Origin of the sequence: Vibrio sp. FF145 (assembly GCF_041439075.1) — a bacterium.
GTDB lineage: Bacteria > Pseudomonadota > Gammaproteobacteria > Enterobacterales > Vibrionaceae > Vibrio > Vibrio tasmaniensis_A.
Genome location: NZ_JBGONH010000006.1, coordinates 82,057 through 104,053, shown reverse-complemented (window position 1 = coordinate 104,053; position 21,997 = coordinate 82,057). Strand labels below are relative to the sequence as shown.

Here is a 21,997-nt window from a genome sequence, read left to right as displayed (position 1 = left end):
CCAAGGATTAAACCATGACACAGTTTCAACACTATCAACCGACCAAGCTAACCTTTGGTGCGGGTGAGATTCAGAAAATAGGTCAACTTATCGCTCAATATGGCACACGTTGCCTAGTAGTATCCGAACCTATTTTTGATGCAGTAAAGCCAGCCTATGACCGTATTTTTACTTTGCTTTCAGAGCAAGGAATTGAAGTGACTCATTTTGATGGTGTCGTACCGAATCCGCCTACAACCGTCGTTGAACTTGGCCGCCAAGTGGCCATCGGAAATAACTGTGATGTGGTTTTGGCCATTGGTGGTGGTTCATCGATTGATACAGCAAAAATCATTTCGGCAACGATCAATACAGAGTCTCTAGATTGGGCTCATTGGTTTGCCACTTATGATTCACCGTTTGGGGACGTCAACCCACTACCCGCGAAAGTCGTACCTTTAATCGCAGTACCTACAACATCGGGAACTGGCTCTCAAGTGACGCAAGCGGCAGTGATTACCGACCTTGAGCAACATGCAAAGCTAACACTGTTTCACCCTGAATTTTTCCCTTGTGAAGCGTTAATCGATCCAGAGCTCATGCTGACACTGCCTCCACGTATGACAGCTATGACAGGGTTTGATGCTTTTTCACATGCGTTTGAATCATTTACGGGTACTCGACCATCTCCATTTGTTGATGGTATGGCGTTAGAAGCAATGAAGCTTGTCATTGATCACCTACCGAGTGTTGTCGACAACGGCGCAGATTTACATGGCCGTTGCCAACTCGCGAAAGCAGACACACTTGGCGGGATCTCGCTAGCTAATGGCGGTGCGGGGGCACCACACCCTTTAGGCGAAATCTTAGGTAGTAGCAAAACAAACCTACCACATGGGTTAACACTCGCAGTGGTTTATCCAGCTTATGTACAACTTCAATGGCGCAAGCAACCAGAGAGATTTGCTCAAGTGGCTGAATTATTTGGTGCTGTGGGAAGTACCGAAGAAAAAGCTCAATCATTAGCGGCTGCTCTTGTGAAATTCCTTGAACGTATCGGTCTTGAATCGAACTTAACTCAAGTAGGTGTCACCAAAGAAGATGTTCAAAAGTTGGAGCCGGCTTTTTGCTTTGATCTACCACTAACCAGTGGTGAAGAAATGAAAAAAGTATTGCAGGCCAGTTTGGTTGAATAAGCGACAGTCACGAATTCACGTTTGTCATAATTAAAGAAAATGGAGATTGAAACATGGAATGCAAGAACAACACTTTAGGTCATACAGCTTTGAAATTGGAAAGAGAGGAATTCATTGCCAGTAACCTAAAAGCGTTGGTCTTTGACTTCGATGGCCTTCTCGTCGATACCGAAACCTGTATGTTCAAAGCCTGGGAAGCTTTGTTAAAACCATACGGAGTTGAAGTTTCGCCACTCCAGGTTGCTGGCCTAGTTGGGAGCTCAGCGCCAGCAACCTACCTTTATCAACTATTCAACAAAGCGTCGAATCAAAAGCTGTCCGATTCACAAATTCGCGATCGAGTGATCGCTCATGCCTACCAATTAATTGCTTCAATAACAGAACGAGAAGGTGTCCGTCAGTATCTAGACTTTGCTAAATCACACTCATTGAGCATTGCACTGGCCACCAGCTCAGAGGCTGATCATTACATGCCAATTCTGAATCGTTTGAACCTTACACACTATTTCGACTGCTTTATCGGAGCAGAAGACATTGTCTCGGATAGACGGAAACCACATCCCGATGTGTATTTAGCGGCATTAGCACAACTCGGTGTATCTGCCCATCAAGCCATCGCTTTCGAAGATTCCCCTCCTGGAATTATGGCGGCTCGATCGGCAGGAATACCAACAGTTGCAGTCACCAATTTGCTCACTCATCACCTCGATGTCTCGCTAGCCAACGTGGTGCTGAGTTCGATGAATGATCAAACGCTACTGCAATTGATAAACCAACTTACCGAGAATGAACAATGAATAAATTAGAACAACTGAAAAAGCACACCACTGTCGTTGCCGACACAGGTGATATTGATGCTATTGCAGCATTTCAACCTGAAGACGCCACAACTAACCCATCTCTAGTACTAAAAGCCGCAGAAATGCCGCAATACGATCACTTAATCGCCGATGCGATCACTTGGGCAAAAGCACAAAGCAACGACAAATCACAACAGTTGATCGACGCTGGAGACAAACTGGCGGTCAACATTGGTTTAGAAATTCTGAAAACGGTACCGGGGCGCATCTCAACAGAAGTCGACGCTCGTATGTCATTCGACAGAGTCGCAAGCTTGGCAAAAGCTCGTAAGCTTATCGGCATGTATAACGAAGCTGGCATCAGTAACGACCGAATCCTAATTAAGTTAGCGTCAACTTGGGAAGGCATTCGAGCAGCTCAAGAGCTAGAGAAAGAAGGCATCAATTGCAACCTAACGCTGCTGTTCAACTTTGCACAAGCCAAAGCCTGTGCAGAAGCTGGTGTATTCTTAATCTCACCTTTTGTCGGTCGTATCCTAGATTGGTACAAAACCAATACCGATAAAAAAGAGTACCTTCCTCATGAAGATCCTGGTGTCGTTTCAGTCTCTGAAATTTACAACTACTACAAAGATCATGGCTACAACACGGTTGTGATGGGCGCGAGCTTCCGCAATGCCGATGAAGTCCTAGCATTAGCGGGCTGTGACCGTTTGACCATAGGCCCTGCAATTTTAGACCAACTTGCAGCACAAGAAGGCTCTGTTGAGCGCCTACTCTTTGCCGACCGTGACACCATCAAAGAGACACCAACAGCCATGACTGAAGCACAGTTCCGCTGGGAGATGAACCAAGACCCGATGGCAACAGAAAAGCTCGCCGAAGGCATCCGTAACTTTGCCGTCGATCAAGGCAAGTTAGAAACCATGATCGAAGCACGCCTGTAGGAGAAGATGATGATTACACGAACTAAATTAGCCGACGCTATTCGCGTTCTAAGCATGGACGCAGTACAAAAAGCAGGCTCGGGCCACCCCGGAGCACCGATGGGCATGGCCGATATCGCTGAAGTTCTATGGCGTGATTTTCTAAAACACAATCCGAGCAACCCTAACTGGGCCGACCGCGACCGTTTTATCTTGTCGAATGGCCATGGCTCAATGCTTATCTATAGCTTGTTACACCTATCTGGTTACGAGCTATCAATGGATGACATCAAATCTTTTCGTCAATTACACAGTAAAACCGCAGGTCACCCTGAATACGGTTACGCTCCAGGTATTGAAACCACTACCGGCCCATTAGGACAAGGCATCACCAACGGTGTCGGCATGGCTTTGGCTGAAAAAGTGCTGGCTGAACAGTTCAACCGTGAAGGCCACGACATTGTTGATCACCGCACCTACGTGTTCATGGGCGACGGCTGCATGATGGAAGGTATTTCTCATGAAGCATGTTCACTTGCCGGTACGCTTGGACTAGGGAAACTGGTCGCTTTTTGGGATGACAATGGCATTTCGATTGATGGCGAAGTCGACGGCTGGTTCTCTGATGACACACCAAAACGTTTTGAAGCCTACGGTTGGCATGTTATTGCTGATGTTGATGGTCATAACGCTGATGATATTCACAAAGCGATTACTGAAGCTAAAGCCGTAACAGATAAACCAACCTTAATTTGCTGCAAAACCGTGATTGGTTTTGGCTCACCAAACAAGTCAGCCAGTCATGACTGTCACGGTGCTCCGTTAGGTGCTGATGAAGTCGCATTGGTTCGACTCAACCTCGGCTGGGACCATCCTGAATTTGAAATTCCTCAAGATGTATACCAAGCATGGGATGGGAAAGAGAAAGGACAAAGCAATGAAGATGATTGGCAAACACGTTTCAATGCTTATCAAGAGGCGCATCCAGAATTAGCCGCTGAGTTTTTACGTCGTAGCCAGAACCTATTACCTGAAAATTGGGATCAGCACACTCAAGACCTAATCCAGACTTTGCAAGCGAATCCACAAACCATCGCGACTCGCAAAGCATCACAAAATACTATTGAAGCATTCGGACCATTACTGCCAGAGTTTTTGGGAGGTTCTGCCGATTTAACCCCTTCAAACTTAACTAACTGGTCAGGCTCAAAAGCAATTACCGCTCAAGATGCGTCAGGAAACTACTTGAGTTACGGCGTTCGTGAATTTGCGATGTCTGCAATGATGAATGGCGTGGCGTTGCATGGAGGCTTTATCCCATACGGCGGTACGTTCTTGATGTTCATGGAGTACGCTCGTAACGCGCTTCGTATGGCAGCACTAATGAAGCAACGCAGTATCTTCGTTTATACCCATGACTCTATCGGTTTGGGGGAAGATGGTCCGACACACCAACCGGTTGAACAAATCGCATCGCTTCGACTTACCCCAAACATGAGCACTTGGCGTCCTTGCGACCAAGTAGAAACCGCGGTGGCTTGGAAGTCTGCTATCGAACGTTTTGATGGCCCAACGTCATTGATTTTCTCTCGCCAGAACCTTGTTCAATTCAAACGTGATCAAGACACGCTTTCCAATGTAGCGAAAGGTGGATACATCCTTTCTGACTGTGAAGGCGAACCACAACTTATTTTGATTGCAACCGGCTCTGAAGTGGCACTTGCCATGGAAGCAAAAGCACAACTCAGCCATGTTCGCTGCCGCGTAGTTTCAATGCCGGCCACCGATATTTTTGACGCACAAAGCGCGGAATACAAGGAACAGGTTTTACCAAGCCATGTTACAGCACGAGTTGCCATAGAGGCTGGTATCCGTGACTACTGGTTCAAGTATGTCGGGCTACACGGCGACATTGTGGGAATGACAAGCTTTGGTGAATCAGCACCAGCAGAACAACTCTTCGAAATGTTTGGATTTACGGTTGAAAATATCGTTGAAAAATCCCTATCGGTTCTGGAGAAGTAATATGAGCATGGCACAACGCTTTATTGAAAACCAAAGCCAAGACTGCCTGCGAACTAAGGCTGCAAAAGTAGCCTTAGAGCAAGTCCTAAAAACGCTAACACCTTCTAGCGTGATTGGTATCGGCACTGGTGCAACAGTTGAAGTTTTCATTCAACTATTGAAAGAAAGTGGCGCTGAGTTTGCTCATTGCGTATCCAGTTCGGTTCGCTCAAGTCGAGCTTTATCCTCTGCAGGGCTGAATGAGATATCCATATCTGAATGTGGCCGTGTTGATTTCTACATTGATGGCATTGATGAAGGTCTTACAACCGGCATGACCGTGAAAGGTGGTGGTGCAGCACTGGCTCGTGAAAAAGTACTCGCGACGCTTGCTCTAAGCTTCATCACCATCGCAGATAGCGGTCGATTGGTCACTCAACTCGGAAAGTTTCCACTCCCTGTAGAGGTTTTACCTGCCGCACAAACCGCTGTGTTTAATGCCTTACAAAGCCTTGGTGGACACCCGACGTTGCGCCAAGACTGCACCACTGATAACGGCAATATCATTCTCGATGTTGCTCATTTGGACATCGCTGAACCAAAGCAATTAGAACTCCAAATTAACGCTATTCCTGGCGTCGTCGAGAACGGTATTTTCGCGCAAAGAACGGCCGATTTCATGGCTTTTTCGAATGCAGAAGGTACGTATTTATTATCAAAGCAACACGTTCAATAGCTGGGATTTATAATCAAAATGAGACCTCGCTTGCAAGTCTATTTACAAGCATGTCAGTAAGGATAATTTAGGAATAAAACATGACGGAAAGCAATTTTTTAGCTCAAACACTGCGCTATTTTGATTCAAATATTGAAACGTTTACGCGTGATCTATCTGAGCTAATTGCTATTCCGTCTGTACGAGATATCAGCAGCTGTTCACCCAATGCTCCTTTTGGTTTACCGATTAGAAACGCATTCGACTTTCTCATTAACTGGGCGAAACGAGAAGGGTTTGAAGCCCGTGATCATGATGGTTATGCCTTGGACATCAGCTTTGGCGAAGGCTTACAAGAAATCGGCATATTGCATCATGTAGATGTGGTAGAAGCAGGTAATTTGGACTCATGGTTAACCCCTGCATTTGAGATGCACCAACAAGGTGATGACTTATTGGGGCGAGGCGTTACCGACAACAAAGGCCCGTTAATGGCCAGTCTGTATATTCTCAAGATGTTTAAAGCGCTTGATGTAACACTCGACAAAAAAATAAGAGTGATCATCGGCGGCGCAGAAGAGACAACTTGGGAATGTGTAGAGCATTATTTTAATCATAACCCTCAACCGGATTATGGTTTCTCTCCAGATGGCGACTTCCCAATCGTTAATGGAGAAAAAGGCATCCTATATGCGTCATTGCAACGAGAATTCCCAACTCACAATGGCCTAGGAACTTGTCAGATCGTAAGCATTGAAAGTGAGCGTGACAGAACATCCACCTGCTATCAATTATCGATTTATCTGACAGGAGAAAAAGCGGCTGAAGTAGCAGCAACATTTGAAACTTCAGCAACGGTCACTCTTGCCAATGTGGCACAAAGTGACAACCACCAACAAAAGGAGTTGTACTGCGTTGAGTTGTCAACGCCGTGGGAGAAATCTCGCAACCCGCATAAGGTCGATAACTGTATGGATCAGTTTGTTCGTCACATGCGACATGTTGAAGGGTTAGACACTAACTCTCGAAATTTAATTGATTTACTAGACGCATGTTTTAGTGATTCCAATGATGCTTCGAAATTAGGGCTAGCACACCAAGATAATGAAATGGGGCCGACTACATGCTGTGTCTCCTCCATCAATTTGAATCAACATGGCTACAACTTGGATTTTGATTTTCGGTTTCCTAAAGGACTGACTATCGATCAAGCTCGTACCCAACTCCAGTATGTATCCCAACAATACGGAGTGAGATTGATTGAACACCAGTACTTACCTCTATCTTACCTCTCACCCGAAAGTGAACTTATCCAAGCAATGGGAAAAGCTTATTCCGAAGTTACCAAAATGGACGCTCAGTGCTTTAGTAAAAGTGCGGCTTCTTACGCGCGCGCGCTAAACAATGGTGTGGCATTCGGACCTACTTTTCCTGGTGATGTGACTCGTGTCCATGAGCCTAATGAAAGGCTCAGCCTCGAGTCATTAAAAAGAGCAATAACAATATACGTGAAAGTTCTCATATCACTTTAGGAGTAAATTATGAGAGATAAGGTTCAAGCACTTGCTGGAGGTATGATGGTATCCATCATCGTACTGGTTATCGCAGGTATATTTATTGGTGTAGGCGCTGGTGTTGTAAACCAAATGTCTGCTACCGACTCTGTTATTTGGGCATTCTTTAAGCTGATGTTAGATCTTGGCTTGATGGTCATGCGCAATCTACCGCCTTTCTTTGCGATTGGTCTAGCGTTCGCGCTGGCGAAATCTGAAAAAGGTTGGGCAGCCTTCACTGGCTTTACCATGTTCATGTGTTTCAACGTCGCTATCGGATCGATCGCTGCATTTCACGGATGGACTCAAGAAACTACAAGCGTTGCGTCATTAATGAATGATGCTGGCTACGACAAAGTAGCAGCGCAAAACTTCAACTCTTTATGGGGTGAGTCTTTAGGTATCTTCGCTTACAACATGGGGATCTTTAGCGGTATTCTTGTTGGTTGTATTACGGCTTGGATCCACAACCGTTACTACAAATTCGAAATGCCTGCACTCTTGAGCTTCTTCTCTGGCCCTCGTGCCGTAGTGATTTTTGCTTACTTCGCTATCATGCCTATCGCGCTGTTTGTTTACTACGCTTGGCCGCCGATCGCTGGGGCACTGCAGTCCATCACTACCTTGATTACTAGCTCAGGTATTTTTGGCTCTTTCCTATTTGGCGTATTTGACAAAGGCTTATTGCCATTTGGCTTACATCACCTTATCGCCTTCCCTATTGAATACACTCGTGTTGGTGGCGTAATGGAGATTGATGGTGTTGTTTACGAAGGTGTTCGTAACATCATGAATGGCCAAATGAGTTCACCAGAGGCAACGAGCTACATTACACATAACTTTACCAGCGGTCGTATTCCAATCCAAATTGGTGGCCTAACGGGTGCTGCTTATGCAATGTACGTAACAGCAAAAACAGCCAATCGTAAGAAGGTAGCCGCTATCATGGTGCCTGCGGTATTTACGGCTGCTGTTATCGGTATTACCGAGCCACTAGAATATACCTTCCTATTCGTCCAACCATTCCTATTCTTTGCAGTGCATGTTCCGCTAAATGGTCTTGCTTATGTGATCACCGAAATGATGGGTGTTTCAATTCACGGAAATCAGCTGCTATTTATGGTGCCTAACCTACTACAACCTGAAAAGGTTCATGCTTGGGCTCTATTGTGGATTATCCCACTATACTTCGCGATTTACTTCTACACATTCAAGTTCTTCATCCTAAAGTTTGATTCAAAAACTCCAGGTCGCGAAGAAGAAGATGGTGATATCGCCCTGTATTCAAAAGAAGACTTTAAAAAGAAAAAGGATCAGACCTCAAAAGGACTGCCTGTTGAAATCATTAAGGCGCTGGGTGGAGCTGACAACATTGAGAACGTGACAAACTGTGCAACTCGACTGCGTGTTTCGCTGCATGACGAATCACTAACGGCAAGCGATAAAGTTTGGAAACAACAGCTCAACGCAATTGGTGTCGTCAGAATGAATAAAGGCATTCAAGTGATATATGGAGCCAACGTTATTACGATTGCCTCTGGTATCAAAGAAGCCCTTGGTGTCGACTCTTAGCTAAGCGCAACTTCCGTAACCCTACTGTTACGAATCTATAGAAACCAATAACTGACAATTCCTCCTGTGACTACAAGTCACAGGAAGGGATTCGTGCACCTGAAATATGGGAAATATAAAAATGAAAGCAATGACAAAACATGCAGTTACTTTACTTGCTCTTTGTGTTTCTGGCGTCCTACACGCAAACGAAAATACAACATCAAGCTGGTCTGAGCGCAACCCTATCGTCTTCTGGGGAGATAGAGCCAATGAGGACTGGAGCTATGTCGATGGTCTAGACGAAAGTCAAAAAAGCTTTTCAGAAAAACTCAAACGCTTGGATATTGATGACAGTGGTGACTGGAAAGTCTCATTTAGCGGTAATGTAAAAGCCGCAGTCGATAACCGTTGGAATCACATGTACGACGGAGAAAACCGCAAGAAAAATGAACTGCGTACTCGCATGCAATTCTCCACCGATGTGACTTACCAAGACTGGATGCGTGTATTTGGTGAAATTCGAACCAATTACACTAACCTCGATAGTCCGGGTCCAGTAGACGATGCCGGTACTGACTTCCACCAGTTGTTTACCGAATTCAAATTACTCGATGACGGTGAGCAATACCTAAGTACCCGCCTTGGTCGCCAAGAAATATACTTAAATGAATGGCAAATGATGAACCGTGAACCAACGCCAGTTCAATCAAGTTGGAATGCAGCCAGCGCAAAATACAGCGTAGCAGGCATCAATTTTGACGCATACTACGGCGAGGAAGTATTCCCTCTCTACAAAGATGGCAGCTTCGGTGGCAACTGGGATGATAAAACCAATGGCAAAAAATCGACCGGCTTATTCGCTAATTGGAGAACTGACTTCGGGGCAATGCAAGCCTACATAATGAGTAATAAACTCACCAATGAAAGCTTTGTTAATGCACCAGACGGTGACGTCGACATTCAAGTTTTAGGCTTACATGCCCATGACTTTGTGAGTGAAGGGTTTGGTTACATGCTCGACGGTGTTTATCAATTTGGTGATCATGCAGGTAAAGATATCTCAGCCTACATGGCTTATGCCGATTTGAACTACAACTGGAAAGCAGACTGGAACTATCGCTTAGGTCTGAACCTACATTACGCATCAGGTTCAGATAAAAACAGCGACAAAGTGAACACGTTTAACCCTTTGTGGACAGGTGACCCACTGGGTTTCGCGCATGATGGCGCTTACGGTAACGCAATGCAGGTCGGTTCTTACACTGTGATTGAGTATCAGCCGAAACAATCCATCATCGCTGGCTTTATGTCGACATGGCGTGCCAACACAGATGATGCAATCTACACACTCAACCAAGATGTATTATTTGGTGCAGAGTCTGACGAAAAATACGCTTACACCCAGTTCTATCTGCAATTCCATAATTACATCACAGGCAACTTAAAGTCTGAGTTAAATATGTACTACGCATTAGATAGCGACTACACACGTGACGTAGTCGGCAGTAGCAGTGATGACATTTCCCGTGTTGAAATCGCACTGATCTATAACTTCTAACACTGCTTATCAGGTTAGTATGTTACTAAATGAATTCGCCCAGCAGTGCTGGGCGAATTTTTTAGATCATCATATTTCAGTTAATTGAATTACTCATCCGGCTGCTTGGTTCGAAGATCCACATATGGCCAGTAATGGTGCCCTACTCGAATCAAAAGTGTTGCTGCTGCTAAGATAAACGCTGCAACAGACAACCAAACGATGAGTACTGCATCCAACTCTTTCATGCCCAGAGTAATGTAACGAGCAATCGCCATCATCGCGATGTAAATCGGATATCGAACCGGGATCTTACCGTTCATCACAAACTGCTGAACCATCGCCAACACTTCTAAATAGATGAACATCAGTAGAATATCGGTCAATTGCACTCGACGTTCAGCAAAAACATGCATGAACTCTTCGACCATCGCAAACAAGGTCGCGAGCGTGATCGCTACCAGTAATACCGCTTCCATAATGTGAAATACTTTTAAAAACGGCTTACTAAAAGATTTAGGTAAGTGAGAAGGCATAGTCACTCTTCAAAAAATAATTAATCCAGTCTCTACATTAGCATGCGCTCTAGAGAAGCGACGAATACAAAAATGGCCCCACATTCACTGCAGAGCCATTTGTTTGTCTTTTACTTAACGACTTCTAGTGACTAATTAGCCTTACAACAGAATCAGGTACGTTAAGAACACCACACACAGCCCGTAGATCAATGGGTGCACTTCTTTGCGCTTACCTGCAACAACCATTGTGAATGCGTAGCTGATGAAACCCATCGCCATACCGTTCGCTGGTGAGAAGCTTAGCACTGTGAACATGATGGTGAAGAAAGCTGCAATGCGTGACTCTTTCTTTTCCCAGTTAATCTGACCAAGACGACCCACCATGTAGATGCCTACCACAACCATCGCAGGCGCGACCATTGCCGCTGAGAAGATAGAGAAGATTGGGTATAGGAATAGAGACACTAGGAATAGGCCAGCCACCATGACTGCCGCTAAACCTGTTTTCGCACCTTGAGAAGAGGCAATACCCGATTCAGAGAAAGCAGTAATCGATGTGGTACCTAGAATTGAACCAATCACAGTACCGCCCGCATCAGCCACTAGCGCCGATTTTGCATTCGGCACTTTGCCGTCTTTGTCGATGATACCTGCATCACGGCCAACACCCACAATCGTGCTCAATCCATCGAAGAAATCGACAATCAAGAAGATAAGTACGATGAACAACAAATCGAACATTTTCTCAGGCGTAAAAGCTGAGAAGTCAAAGATAGCGCCAAAGCTGCCTGCCATACTTGGTGGCATTGAAAAGAATTGGTCAGGGATTGGGGCGTTTGATGTGCCCATGAATACATCAGCAAGAATGGTCAACACGATAGCGGAAACAAACGAGATAAACGTGGCCAACTTAATGTCACGAACCATACAGCCCAATGCAATGAAGATACTCACATAAGCGATAATCACTTTCGGATCGGAAATGTCACCTAAGCCAACCAGTACGAACGGGTTAGAAACGATGATACCCGCATTCTTAAGGCCTAAGAAAGCAATGAACAAGCCGAGAGAGACAGTAATCGCCAACTTCAAATCTTCAGGAATCGATTCAATCATCGACTTACGGATATTGGTCAATGAGAAAGCAAGATAAAGAATACCCGATAGGAAGATGCCAAATAATGCTTCATTCCAAAGTACCGCCACTGAACCACTTAACAATAAACCTTTGAAGAAGCCATTCATGCTCATGCCAGGTGCTAGCATGACTGGATAGTTACCCCAAATGCCCATGATAAGCGTTGCAATAGCAGCAGAAAGAGCGGTCGCCGTAAAGACTGCACCTTTGTCCATTCCCGGAATGCCACCCAAAATTGCTGGATTAACCGCCAAGATATAACTCATCGCTAAGAAGGTAATAAAACCTGCGTATAGCTCAGTGCTGATCGTGGTCTTTCTCTCTGAGAGTTTGAACATGGTGTCAAGTGAGCCAGATGTCTTCTGGGCTTTCAGGGTGGAGTCGGTATTCACAACAAAACCTATGTATTAAATTAAGAAATTTGAGATTCAAATGCTGTGAGAATAGAGGGATCTCTACACTAAAAACTGTAGTCACCAAGGTAGGCTCGGTAGTAGAAACATCCAGTCCATATCACTAGATATATACAGCATTTAATCGTTTGCGCGGATTGTAAGGATTGAGATTAAAACTTCAACAAATTTTGTTCAGATCACATAAAAAACTGAACATGATCAGTCATTACATTTATAGGAAGATCAGACAAAGGATCATTTAAGAATAAATAACGATCAAGCCAGTTGTTCTCAATCATCTAAATATGCTACTCTTCGCCTCCATTTTTCTGACCTAATTTTCACCAGTTGTCTCTATTAGTTTTACTTGTTATCCCTTTATAGATGCAACCATCGGAACAAAAATTAGAGTCAGTGCTATCTTTTATAGTGTCGGTTTATCACCCTCACTCAATCCAACCAACAGTGGAAATATACAGATGGGCAAAGGTACTCTTTACATCGTATCTGCACCTAGTGGCGCAGGTAAGTCGAGCTTGATCTCAGCAATGCTAGAAACCAATCCAACCTACGCAATGAAGGTATCTGTTTCACACACCACTCGCGGTATGCGCCCTGGTGAAGAAAATGGTGTTCACTACCACTTCGTAGAGAAGCATCATTTTGAAGACCTTATTAATAAAGGTGAATTCCTAGAGTACGCTGAAGTTTTCGGCAACTACTACGGTACTTCACGCGTTTGGATTGAAGAAAACCTAGACCGCGGTATCGATGTATTCCTAGATATCGACTGGCAAGGTGCTCGTCAGATCCGTGAACAAATGCCTCAAGCGAAGAGTGTATTCATTCTTCCACCATCAAATGGTGAGCTAGAGCGTCGTTTGAATGTTCGCGGCCAAGATAGCGACGAAGTTATTGCGAAACGCATGAGCGAAGCAAAATCAGAAATTTCTCACTATGCAGAATACGATTATGTGATCGTGAATGATGACTTTGATGCAGCCCTAATGGACTTCAGAGCTATCATTCGTGCGGAGCGCTTAAAAGAAGATAAGCAAGCAGCTAAATACAGCGGCATGCTTACAGCACTACTAGCGGAATAATCTCTGATACCAATCGTAGTAAACAACTGGTCATTCTAGCTTGTGAAAAAGCCTGATAACGTCGTTAGAATTTTTGATTGTAGGGTCACTGCTTATCGAAAAATCCTGCCTTGTTCTCAAACTTTTGTTCGGCGCTATCTCTGAACACTTATTTACTGTGATTGGTATAACTGGATTTTCCATTGAGATAAGTATACGGTGAACTAGAAAGTCTCTAGTTAAACTTGTATACTTTCTCGTCATCAAAAATTTATTAGTTAATTACTATTTGGAGTCCTCATGGCACGCGTAACTGTTCAAGACGCTGTTGAAAAAGTTGGCAACCGTTTCGACCTAGTTCTTATTGCGGCTCGCCGCGCACGTCAAATGCAAACTGGCGGCAAAGATTCACTAGTGCCTGAAGAAAACGATAAGCCAACGGTTATCGCTCTTCGCGAAATCGAAGAAGGTCTTATCACTAAAGACGTACTAGATGCTCGTGAGCGTCAAGAGCAACAAGAGCAAGAAGCGGCTGAGCTTGCAGCAGTAAGCAGCATCGCTCACACTCGATAGCTCATATTCGCTGATAGAATCAACGTCATTCGAACTAATTAACCTTCCGGGCCTTTAATTTGTATCTATTCGATAGCCTCAAAGACGTTGCCCAAGAATACCTAACAGAGCCTCAAGTTGAGGCTCTGCGTCAATCTTATGTGGTAGCGAGAGACGCCCATGAAGGGCAAACCCGTTCAACGGGTGAACCATACATTATCCACCCTGTAGCTGTTTCAAGAATCCTGGCAGAAATGCGTCTGGATATCGAAACTCTGCAAGCAGCCTTACTCCACGATGTAATTGAAGATACTGAAGTTACAAAAGAGGAGCTAGAAGCTCAATTCGGCAATACCGTTGCTGAACTGGTTGATGGTGTATCTAAGCTGGATAAGCTTAAATTTCGTGATCGCAAAGAAGCGCAAGCAGAGAACTTCCGTAAGATGGTTCTCGCGATGGTGCAAGACATCCGCGTTATCTTGATCAAATTAGCTGACCGTACTCACAACATGCGTACGCTTGGGGCACTTCGTCCTGATAAGAAGCGTCGTATTGCTCGTGAAACCCTAGAGATTTATTCTCCGCTAGCTCACCGTCTTGGTATTCATAACATCAAGACAGAACTAGAAGAACTGGGCTTCGAAGCCCTTTATCCTAACCGTTATCGCGTCCTGAAAAACGTAGTGAAAGCTGCGCGTGGTAACCGTAAGGAGATGATTCAACGTATCCATAGCGAAATCGAAGGCCGCCTTGAAGAAGTCGGTTTGCCTGCTCGCGTACTTGGTCGTGAAAAGAACCTGTTCTCCATCTATAACAAGATGAAAACCAAAGAACAGCGCTTCCACACCATTATGGACATCTACGCTTTCCGCGTGGTGGTTGATACACCAGATACTTGCTATCGCGTACTTGGTCAGGCCCACAGCCTGTACAAGCCTCGTCCTGGCCGCATGAAAGACTATATTGCGGTACCGAAAGCCAACGGCTACCAATCTCTGCACACGTCAATGATCGGCCCTCACGGGGTGCCAGTTGAGGTCCAGATCCGTACTGAAGATATGGAGCAGATGGCAGATAAAGGTGTCGCGGCGCACTGGTCTTACAAAGGCAATGGCTCACGCAGTAGCAACGGAACAACCGCACAGGTTAAAGCACAACGTTGGATGCAGAGCTTACTTGAGCTGCAACAAAGCGCAGGTAACTCATTCGAATTCATTGAAAATGTTAAATCTGATCTGTTCCCAGATGAGATCTTCGTATTCACGCCGAAAGGTCGCATTGTCGAACTTCCAGCAGGCGCAACAGCAGTCGATTTTGCTTACGCGGTACATACCGACGTCGGCAACATGTGTGTCGGTGCTCGTGTAGACATGAACCCTTACCCACTCAGCAAATCGCTGAAGAATGGCCAAACTATTGAGATCATCAGTGCTCCGGGCGCACGTCCGAATGCAGCATGGCTCAACTACGTAGTGACCTCACGTGCGCGTACGAAGATCCGTCAGGTCCTGAAAACGATGCGTCGTGAAGAGTCGATTACCCTTGGCCGTCGCCTACTGAACCATGCACTTGGTGAACACTCTATTGCCGATGTCGGTCAAGAGAATATCGAACATGTATTGTCTGATCTACGTCTCGATAACATTGAAGACTTGCTAGCATCGATTGGTCTTGGTGAACTGATGAGTATCGTTATTGCTCGTCGTTTATTGGGCGATGCTGACGAACTGACTGAAGTGGCAAACAACAGCGATACGCCTAGGAAGAAATTACCTATCCGTGGTGCTGAAGGCCTATTACTGACGTTCGCTAACTGTTGTCACCCGATTCCAGATGATCACATTATTGCTCATGTATCTCCAGGTCGTGGTCTTGTGGTACACCGAGAAACGTGTCCAAACGTTCGTGGTTACCAGAAAGAACCGGATAAATACATGGCGGTTGAATGGTCTGACGATTACAACCAAGAGTTCACAGCTGAACTTCAGGTCGAATTGCAGAACCATCAAGGTGCGCTGGCTGAGCTAACTAACGTTATCTCGAAAACAGGCTCGAACATTCACGGTATCTCAACCGAAGAACGTGACGGACGCTTGTACACAGTGACTATCTTGTTGACCACGAAAGATCGTGTTCATTTAGCGAGTATTATGAAGAAGCTACGTGTGATGCCACACGCGCTCAAAGTAAGACGTCGCAAGAACTAGATCTAAAAGCAGACAAATAAAGCAGATGAGAGATACGAGTCTCGAGATACGAAGAGCAAAAGCTTTTCACCACTCAACCTTTCGTATTTCGAGTCTGCTTTAATTTTTTGTACTGCCCTATTCTTTCACCCCCCGATAAATCCAAGCTCCTATTTACTCTTAATCTCTTCGAATTTCGTTTACCCGCATCACGAATCTGCTCTTGAGCTTTATCCTGTACAAAAATCCAGTAAAATGCTTGAATAGATTATCTCTCTTACGTTTATGAGCCTTGTTATGTCACAGCTTTTATCTGCTATCCCTCTCAACTCTTTATCTGGAGTCGGCGCAAAAGTCGCAGAGAAACTGGAAAAGGTTGGGCTTAACAATGTACAAGACCTGCTATTTCACCTACCTCTGCGCTATGAAGATAGAACTCGTATCTATCCCATCGTAAAGCTGCATGCCGGGCTGTGGGCTGCTGTACAAGGCAAGGTGATGCATGTTGATACCATTTTCGGTAAACGTAAGATGCTCGCAGTAAAGATCAGCGATGGTAACGGCACGATTACTCTGCGCTTTTTCAACTTTACTGCAGGAATGAAGAATAACTTTGCCGAAGGCAAACAAGTGCATGCTTATGGTGAGATCAAGCGCGGCAATATGGGGCTTGAGATTGTCCATCCGGATTACAAATTCTTTGCTCCTAGGCAACAACCAGACGTTGAAGCCAACCTGACTCCGGTGTATCCAACCACTGAAGGGCTAAGACAAGTCACGCTACGTAACCTCACAGACCAAGCTCTAGAGTTAATCGATAAAGCAGCCGTCAATGAGCTGCTACCGTCTGGTCTATACGACCACCAAATTACCCTCGCACAAGCACTGCATACCATTCACAGGCCGCCCCCGGGCATTGACCTAGAGCTGTTTGATGAAGGCAAGCACCCTGCGCAACTGCGTCTGATTATGGAAGAGTTGCTGGCTCAAAACCTGTCGATGTTGTCTGTTCGTAGCAAAGGGCAGCAAGACAAGGCAATGCCTTTTCCTCCGGTGAACACCCTCAAAGATAAGCTGTTAGATCAGCTACCGTTCTCGCCAACTAATGCACAGGCACGAGTGACCAAAGAGATCGAAGCTGACTTGGAAAAGCCGCACCCTATGATGCGTTTAGTGCAAGGTGATGTGGGCTCTGGTAAAACCTTAGTCGCTGCACTCGCGGCTGTTCGCGCATTGGAACATGGTCAGCAAGTGGCATTGATGGCACCAACCGAACTATTGGCAGAACAGCACGCGATTAACTTTGCTAACTGGTTTGAGGCAATGGGTATTCAAGTTGGATGGCTAGCAGGTAAACTCAAAGGCAAGGCTCGTGAAACTGAACTAACACGAATTGCCAGCGGCGAAGCGCAAATGGTGGTCGGTACTCATGCGCTATTTCAAGAGCATGTCGAGTTCAACAACCTTGGTTTAGTGATCATTGATGAGCAGCACCGATTTGGCGTCCACCAGCGACTAGAGCTACGTGAAAAAGGCGCGAAGCAAGGTTATTACCCTCACCAACTGGTGATGACGGCAACACCAATTCCACGAACGCTGGCGATGACGGCCTATGCCGATCTCGAAACCTCGATTATTGATGAGTTACCACCGGGGCGAACCCCAATTCAAACCGTCGCGATTCCTGATACCAAGCGCGATGACATTGTTGAACGTGTGAAAAATGCGTGTCTCAATGAAGGCAAACAAGCTTACTGGGTGTGTACGTTGATCGATGAATCAGAAGTACTGGAAGCTCAAGCTGCAGCGGATACGGCAGAAGAGCTGCAACGCAAACTGCCCGACGTAAAAATTGGTTTGGTTCATGGCCGAATGAAACCCGCAGAGAAACAAGCGGTGATGCAGGAATTCAAAGAGAACAAACTGCACCTGTTAGTTGCTACAACCGTGATTGAAGTCGGTGTAGATGTACCGAATTCAAGCTTAATGATCATCGAGAACCCAGAGCGTCTTGGTCTAGCGCAACTGCACCAACTGCGTGGCCGTGTTGGCCGTGGTTCGGTCGCAAGCCATTGTGTACTGTTGTACCACTCCCCACTATCTAAAACCGCTCAGAAACGCTTAGGGGTACTTCGTGAAAGTAACGATGGCTTTGTGATAGCTCAGCGCGACTTAGAGATTCGTGGGCCCGGTGAGTTACTTGGTACCAAGCAGACAGGCTTGGCTGATTTTAAGATTGCCGACTTAGTCCGTGACCAACGTTTGATACCTGAAGTGCAGCGTATCGCGCGTCATATTCACGATAGCTACCCAGACAACGCCAAGGCGATCATCAACCGCTGGCTGGGTGAACGCGATGTGTATTCTAAGGCGTAATTCGCCCTCATATCTTGCTTAAAACGTAAAAAGGCTTCTACAAGGAAGCCTTTTTCGTGCGTATAGCCTAAGGTTTCACAGGGAAACTGATCTGCGCTTTCAAACCGCCTTCACTGCGGTTATTCACCACCACCGCACCTTGATGCTGACTAACAATACGTTTCACGATCGCTAAACCTAAACCTGTCCCTTCACTACCACGAGCCGTGTCACCACGAGTAAACGGTTCAAACAACTTACCAATTTGGTCTTGTGGAATACCCGGACCATTGTCTTCTACCGTTACCCAAGCTAGCTTGTTATCTGCCGTCATGCCAGTCGATACTTTGACCCAGCCATTACCGTAGCGCAGCGCATTTACCACCAAATTACTCACTGCACGCTTCATCGCGATCGGGTTACCCAACGCAGGTTTCATGGTTTCTGGAATATCGGTTTCAATCTGAACCTCATAGCCTCCTTCAGAGCTAGAGACCTCGCGCGCAATATCATCGACAAATACCGCCTGGAATGAGTCTCGGTCAACAGGCTTTAGGTAATCCATAAACTGACTGATGATCTCATTACACTCTTCAGTATCACTGATGATCCCTTCCGCTAGATAACTGTCTTCTGGCGACATCATCTCAGTCGCCAAGCGAATACGCGTGAGTGGTGTACGCAGATCATGGCTGATACCCGCCATCAGCAGGGCTCTATCTTCTTCGAGTTCTTGAATGCCTTTCGACATCTGATTAAAGGCTCGAGTTACCGAGCGAATCTCTTGCGCCCCTTGCACTGGAAGTGGAGGTGGAATATCACCACGCCCAACACCTTGCGCGGCTTTCTCTAGGGCTATCAACGGCCGATTTTGCAAGCGGATAAACAGCCACCCACCAGCAACAATCAACAACGCCATGATCAGACTGTTACGAAATAGAGGCGCAAAGTCTTCTTCTTGCAGCTCAGACAGGGGAATACGAATCAAGGAGTTAGGCAACTGGGCAATGTCCATCCACAACACGTAACTTTCTTTGCCCAAAACCAATCGCACTTCGGTCTCAGAGCCGAGCTCTTTGGTCATCTCCTCACTCATCAGGTCTATCGCGACCGCATGGTAGTACTCGCCCGACGCTTCACTGTCCTTGGCATGAACCGTAACCCCGAGCTGCTCAAGTACACGCTGACGCAGTGGCGCATCAATCTCGATATCACTGCCTTGGTCCAATACTAGGTTTAGTTCGTGAGCCAAAATCTTATTAAACTGCTGCAAACTCGGCATCAATGCATAATTGAACACCGCGTAATAAGAAAAGATTTGGCTAGCAACCAACAGGGTTAAGAAGAGCACTATCGACTGAGTAAAGGAGCTACGTATGCGCATAGAAGACCTAAAGTGAGGGATGATAAAGGAATATAGTGGGAACTATAGCTGTAATACCAATCACAGTAAGTAAATGATCATAAATAGCGCCGGAAAAAGGCTTGAGAACAAGGCTGCAATTTTTGATAAGTAGTTATTCTACAATCAAAATTTCTAACGAAGTTATCGAGCGTTTTAACAAGCTAGGATGAGCAGTTATTTACTACGATTGGTATCTCTCATTGTGCTGAATACAAAACGGGCCATCGCATATTAATGAGATGACCCGTAAATAAAGAATTCTGAATCACAGAACGAGCAAAGCTAGATTACACAGCTTTGCCATCTGGAACGAATACATAACCCAAGCCCCACACCGTTTGGATATAACGAGGTTTACTTGGATCTTCTTCTACTAGACGACGCAAACGCGAAATCTGGACATCGATAGAACGTTCCATCGCTGAATACTCACGGCCACGCGCCATGTTCATCAGCTTATCGCGAGACATTGGCTCACGAGCGTTAGTGACCAGCGACTTCAGAACCGCAAATTCACCTGAGGTAAGAGGCATAGGCTCTTCACCGCGGAACATTTCACGTGTACCTAGGTTTAGGCGGAACTCACCAAACTCAACCACAGACTCTTCTGTGCTTGGCGCGCCCGGTGCTTCAATCACTTGGCGACGCATTACCGCTTTGATACGAGCAAGCAGTTCACGTGGGTTAAATGGTTTTGGCAGGTAATCATCAGCACCCACTTCCAAACCCACAATGCGATCCACTTCGTCACCCTTTGCTGTAAGCATCAGGATTGGTAGCGAGTTGTTTGCGTTTCGTAGACGACGACAGATCGAAAGACCGTCTTCGCCCGGCAACATTAAATCCAATACCATCAAGTGAAAGTTTTCACGGGTTAACAGGCGGTCCATCTGCTCACTGTTTGCCACGCTACGCACTTGAAAGCCTTGCTCTGACAGATAGCGTTCTAGCAGTGCACGTAAACGAGCATCGTCATCGACCACTAAAATTTTGTAGTTTTCTTGCATGTAATGGTTCCACCTATTAAAGCTTAAACCTAAGGTTAAGCATTCTTGGTAAATTGTATATTGGTATAAGACATTAAAAATGTAACATTATTGGGGAAAAAGTCGCCTAAATAATTGTTAACGTATGTTGCCTTTCTATATATTCTATCTTAGATCATCATTTCATTAAGTCAGATTTATGAAAACCAAACTTATCACCCGCGAAGGTTATAACAAGCTCAAAGCAGAACATGACCACTTATGGCACGAGAAGCGTCCAGAAATAACCAAAATAGTCACATGGGCTGCAAGCCTTGGAGATCGTTCAGAAAACGCAGATTACACCTTCAATAAGCGTTTGCTTCGTCAGATTGATCGCCGAGTGCGTTTCTTAAGAAAGTTCCTACCGGATGTCACAATCGTTGATTACTCGCCACAACAAGAAGGTAAGGTATTTTTCGGTGCTTGGGTCGAAATTGAGAATGATGATGGGGAAATTAAGAAGTTTCGAATTGTCGGCCCAGAAGAGATCTACGGCGATGCTAAAGGCTATATCTCTATCGACTCACCCATGGCTAGAGCTCTGCTCAAGAAAGAAGTGGATGACGAGTTTACGGTAACCACACCGGAAGGCGACAAAGAGTGGTTCATTAACTCGATTCGCTACGCAGACGACGAATAATCAAACCTAATAAACACTTAGCGATGAGCTGAGTGTTCAAGCAAACCCAAACGCCAGATAAAAGAAAACCCCGCTAGGCTTTCGCCTGACGGGGTTAAGTCTCTATCGCAGCAATCCGGCTACTGTTTATCTCTTCGAGATAAGGTGCTCCCTGCATCTGTCCTTGATAGTGGCTAAATCCTTTAACCAATTTCCTTTTTGTTCATCGCCATCCTAGCGGTGTCCATTCTAGCCTGTCATCCTGACTGGCGAATCTCATCCAGAGATTATCACTTCCTTGCTGACCACTCATCCTAAGTAATCAAATCTTCATCCTGAAGATACCTAATCCGTTAGGCTTTTTCCTGTTCCTGCCAACTCCCTGTCGACAAGTTAAATATTACGGTATTTGGGCAAGTTTCCTAGACAGTCCCAAAAAACATTTCAGGTGAGAA

At 45.5% G+C, this 21,997-nt stretch carries 17 protein-coding genes and 1 riboswitch; of the genes, 13 read left to right on the top strand and 4 right to left on the bottom strand.

All coding sequences use genetic code 11. From position 1 onward, the window contains the following. Positions 1-14: 14 nt before the first annotated feature. The 8 genes from ACED42_RS04195 (at position 15) to ACED42_RS04160 (ending at position 10,285) form a co-directional block, all read left to right on the top strand. Positions 15-1,175, top strand: coding sequence for an iron-containing alcohol dehydrogenase (locus tag ACED42_RS04195; RefSeq protein ID WP_371701524.1), 1,161 nt, complete (start codon positions 15-17; stop codon positions 1,173-1,175). 53 nt (positions 1,176-1,228) lie between these two features. Continuing rightward, positions 1,229-1,972, top strand: a complete 744-nt coding sequence (locus ACED42_RS04190; RefSeq protein ID WP_371701522.1) for an HAD family hydrolase — start codon at positions 1,229-1,231, stop codon at positions 1,970-1,972. Then, entirely contained in the window at positions 1,969-2,922 is a 954-nt protein-coding gene (gene tal / locus ACED42_RS04185; RefSeq protein WP_017099278.1) for a transaldolase, read from the top strand. Before ACED42_RS04190 ends, tal begins: the two co-directional genes overlap by 4 nt. A gap of 9 nt (positions 2,923-2,931) precedes the next feature. Next, the gene (gene tkt / locus ACED42_RS04180) at positions 2,932-4,926 is read left to right on the top strand and encodes a transketolase (RefSeq protein WP_371701520.1); all 1,995 of its coding nucleotides are present in this window, start codon (positions 2,932-2,934) and stop codon (positions 4,924-4,926) included. Position 4,927: 1 nt separating this feature from the next. Continuing rightward, positions 4,928-5,641 (top strand): ribose-5-phosphate isomerase RpiA, encoded by a 714-nt coding sequence (gene rpiA / locus ACED42_RS04175; RefSeq protein ID WP_371701518.1) that lies wholly within the window; start codon positions 4,928-4,930, stop codon positions 5,639-5,641. An 80-nt stretch (positions 5,642-5,721) separates the two neighbouring features. Continuing rightward, entirely contained in the window at positions 5,722-7,152 is a 1,431-nt protein-coding gene (locus ACED42_RS04170) for a Sapep family Mn(2+)-dependent dipeptidase (RefSeq protein ID WP_371701516.1), read from the top strand. Between the two features lie 9 nt (positions 7,153-7,161). Then, positions 7,162-8,745 (top strand): PTS transporter subunit EIIC, encoded by a 1,584-nt coding sequence (locus tag ACED42_RS04165; protein ID WP_009847994.1) that lies wholly within the window; start codon positions 7,162-7,164, stop codon positions 8,743-8,745. A gap of 121 nt (positions 8,746-8,866) precedes the next feature. Next, the gene (locus ACED42_RS04160; protein WP_029222821.1) at positions 8,867-10,285 is read left to right on the top strand and encodes an alginate export family protein; all 1,419 of its coding nucleotides are present in this window, start codon (positions 8,867-8,869) and stop codon (positions 10,283-10,285) included. 89 nt (positions 10,286-10,374) lie between these two features. On the opposite strand, the gene ACED42_RS04155 is transcribed toward ACED42_RS04160, so the two are convergent. Together ACED42_RS04155 and ACED42_RS04150 are read right to left on the bottom strand one after the other, a co-directional pair. After that, positions 10,375-10,800: a phosphate-starvation-inducible protein PsiE gene (locus ACED42_RS04155; protein WP_009848000.1), complete on the bottom strand. Its 426-nt coding sequence runs from the start codon at positions 10,798-10,800 to the stop codon at positions 10,375-10,377. Between the two features lie 141 nt (positions 10,801-10,941). Further along, complete coding sequence (locus ACED42_RS04150) at positions 10,942-12,312, bottom strand: NCS2 family permease (RefSeq protein WP_135385224.1); 1,371 nt, start codon at positions 12,310-12,312, stop codon at positions 10,942-10,944. A gap of 58 nt (positions 12,313-12,370) precedes the next feature. After that, positions 12,371-12,470: riboswitch (purine riboswitch) on the bottom strand. A 324-nt stretch (positions 12,471-12,794) separates the two neighbouring features. On the opposite strand from ACED42_RS04150, the gene gmk reads away from it, so the two are divergent. The 4 genes from gmk to recG all read left to right on the top strand — a co-directional run bounded on the left by gmk (position 12,795) and on the right by recG (position 18,511). Then, positions 12,795-13,418 carry a guanylate kinase gene (gmk, locus tag ACED42_RS04145; RefSeq protein ID WP_009848002.1) on the top strand — a complete coding sequence of 208 codons (624 nt, stop codon included), beginning with the start codon at positions 12,795-12,797 and terminating at the stop codon, positions 13,416-13,418. 279 nt (positions 13,419-13,697) lie between these two features. Then, complete coding sequence (gene rpoZ / locus ACED42_RS04140; RefSeq protein WP_009848003.1) at positions 13,698-13,970, top strand: DNA-directed RNA polymerase subunit omega; 273 nt, start codon at positions 13,698-13,700, stop codon at positions 13,968-13,970. A 59-nt stretch (positions 13,971-14,029) separates the two neighbouring features. Beyond that, the gene (gene spoT / locus ACED42_RS04135) at positions 14,030-16,156 is read left to right on the top strand and encodes a bifunctional GTP diphosphokinase/guanosine-3',5'-bis pyrophosphate 3'-pyrophosphohydrolase (RefSeq protein WP_012603022.1); all 2,127 of its coding nucleotides are present in this window, start codon (positions 14,030-14,032) and stop codon (positions 16,154-16,156) included. A 276-nt stretch (positions 16,157-16,432) separates the two neighbouring features. Then, positions 16,433-18,511: an ATP-dependent DNA helicase RecG gene (gene recG / locus ACED42_RS04130; protein ID WP_269336522.1), complete on the top strand. Its 2,079-nt coding sequence runs from the start codon at positions 16,433-16,435 to the stop codon at positions 18,509-18,511. A 67-nt stretch (positions 18,512-18,578) separates the two neighbouring features. Here the strand turns inward: recG and envZ are convergent, their stop codons facing one another. Both envZ and ompR read right to left on the bottom strand, forming a co-directional pair. After that, on the bottom strand, positions 18,579-19,874 hold the full coding sequence (envZ, locus tag ACED42_RS04125; RefSeq protein WP_012603020.1) for a two-component system sensor histidine kinase EnvZ: 1,296 nt from the start codon (positions 19,872-19,874) through the stop codon (positions 18,579-18,581). Positions 19,875-20,182: 308 nt separating this feature from the next. Further along, a complete protein-coding gene (gene ompR, locus ACED42_RS04120; protein ID WP_009848007.1) occupies positions 20,183-20,902 on the bottom strand; it encodes a two-component system response regulator OmpR in 720 nt (239 codons plus the stop codon). 178 nt (positions 20,903-21,080) lie between these two features. Between ompR and greB the strand changes: the two genes are divergently transcribed. Further along, positions 21,081-21,563 carry a transcription elongation factor GreB gene (greB, locus tag ACED42_RS04115; RefSeq protein ID WP_012603019.1) on the top strand — a complete coding sequence of 161 codons (483 nt, stop codon included), beginning with the start codon at positions 21,081-21,083 and terminating at the stop codon, positions 21,561-21,563. Positions 21,564-21,997 lie beyond the last annotated feature (434 nt).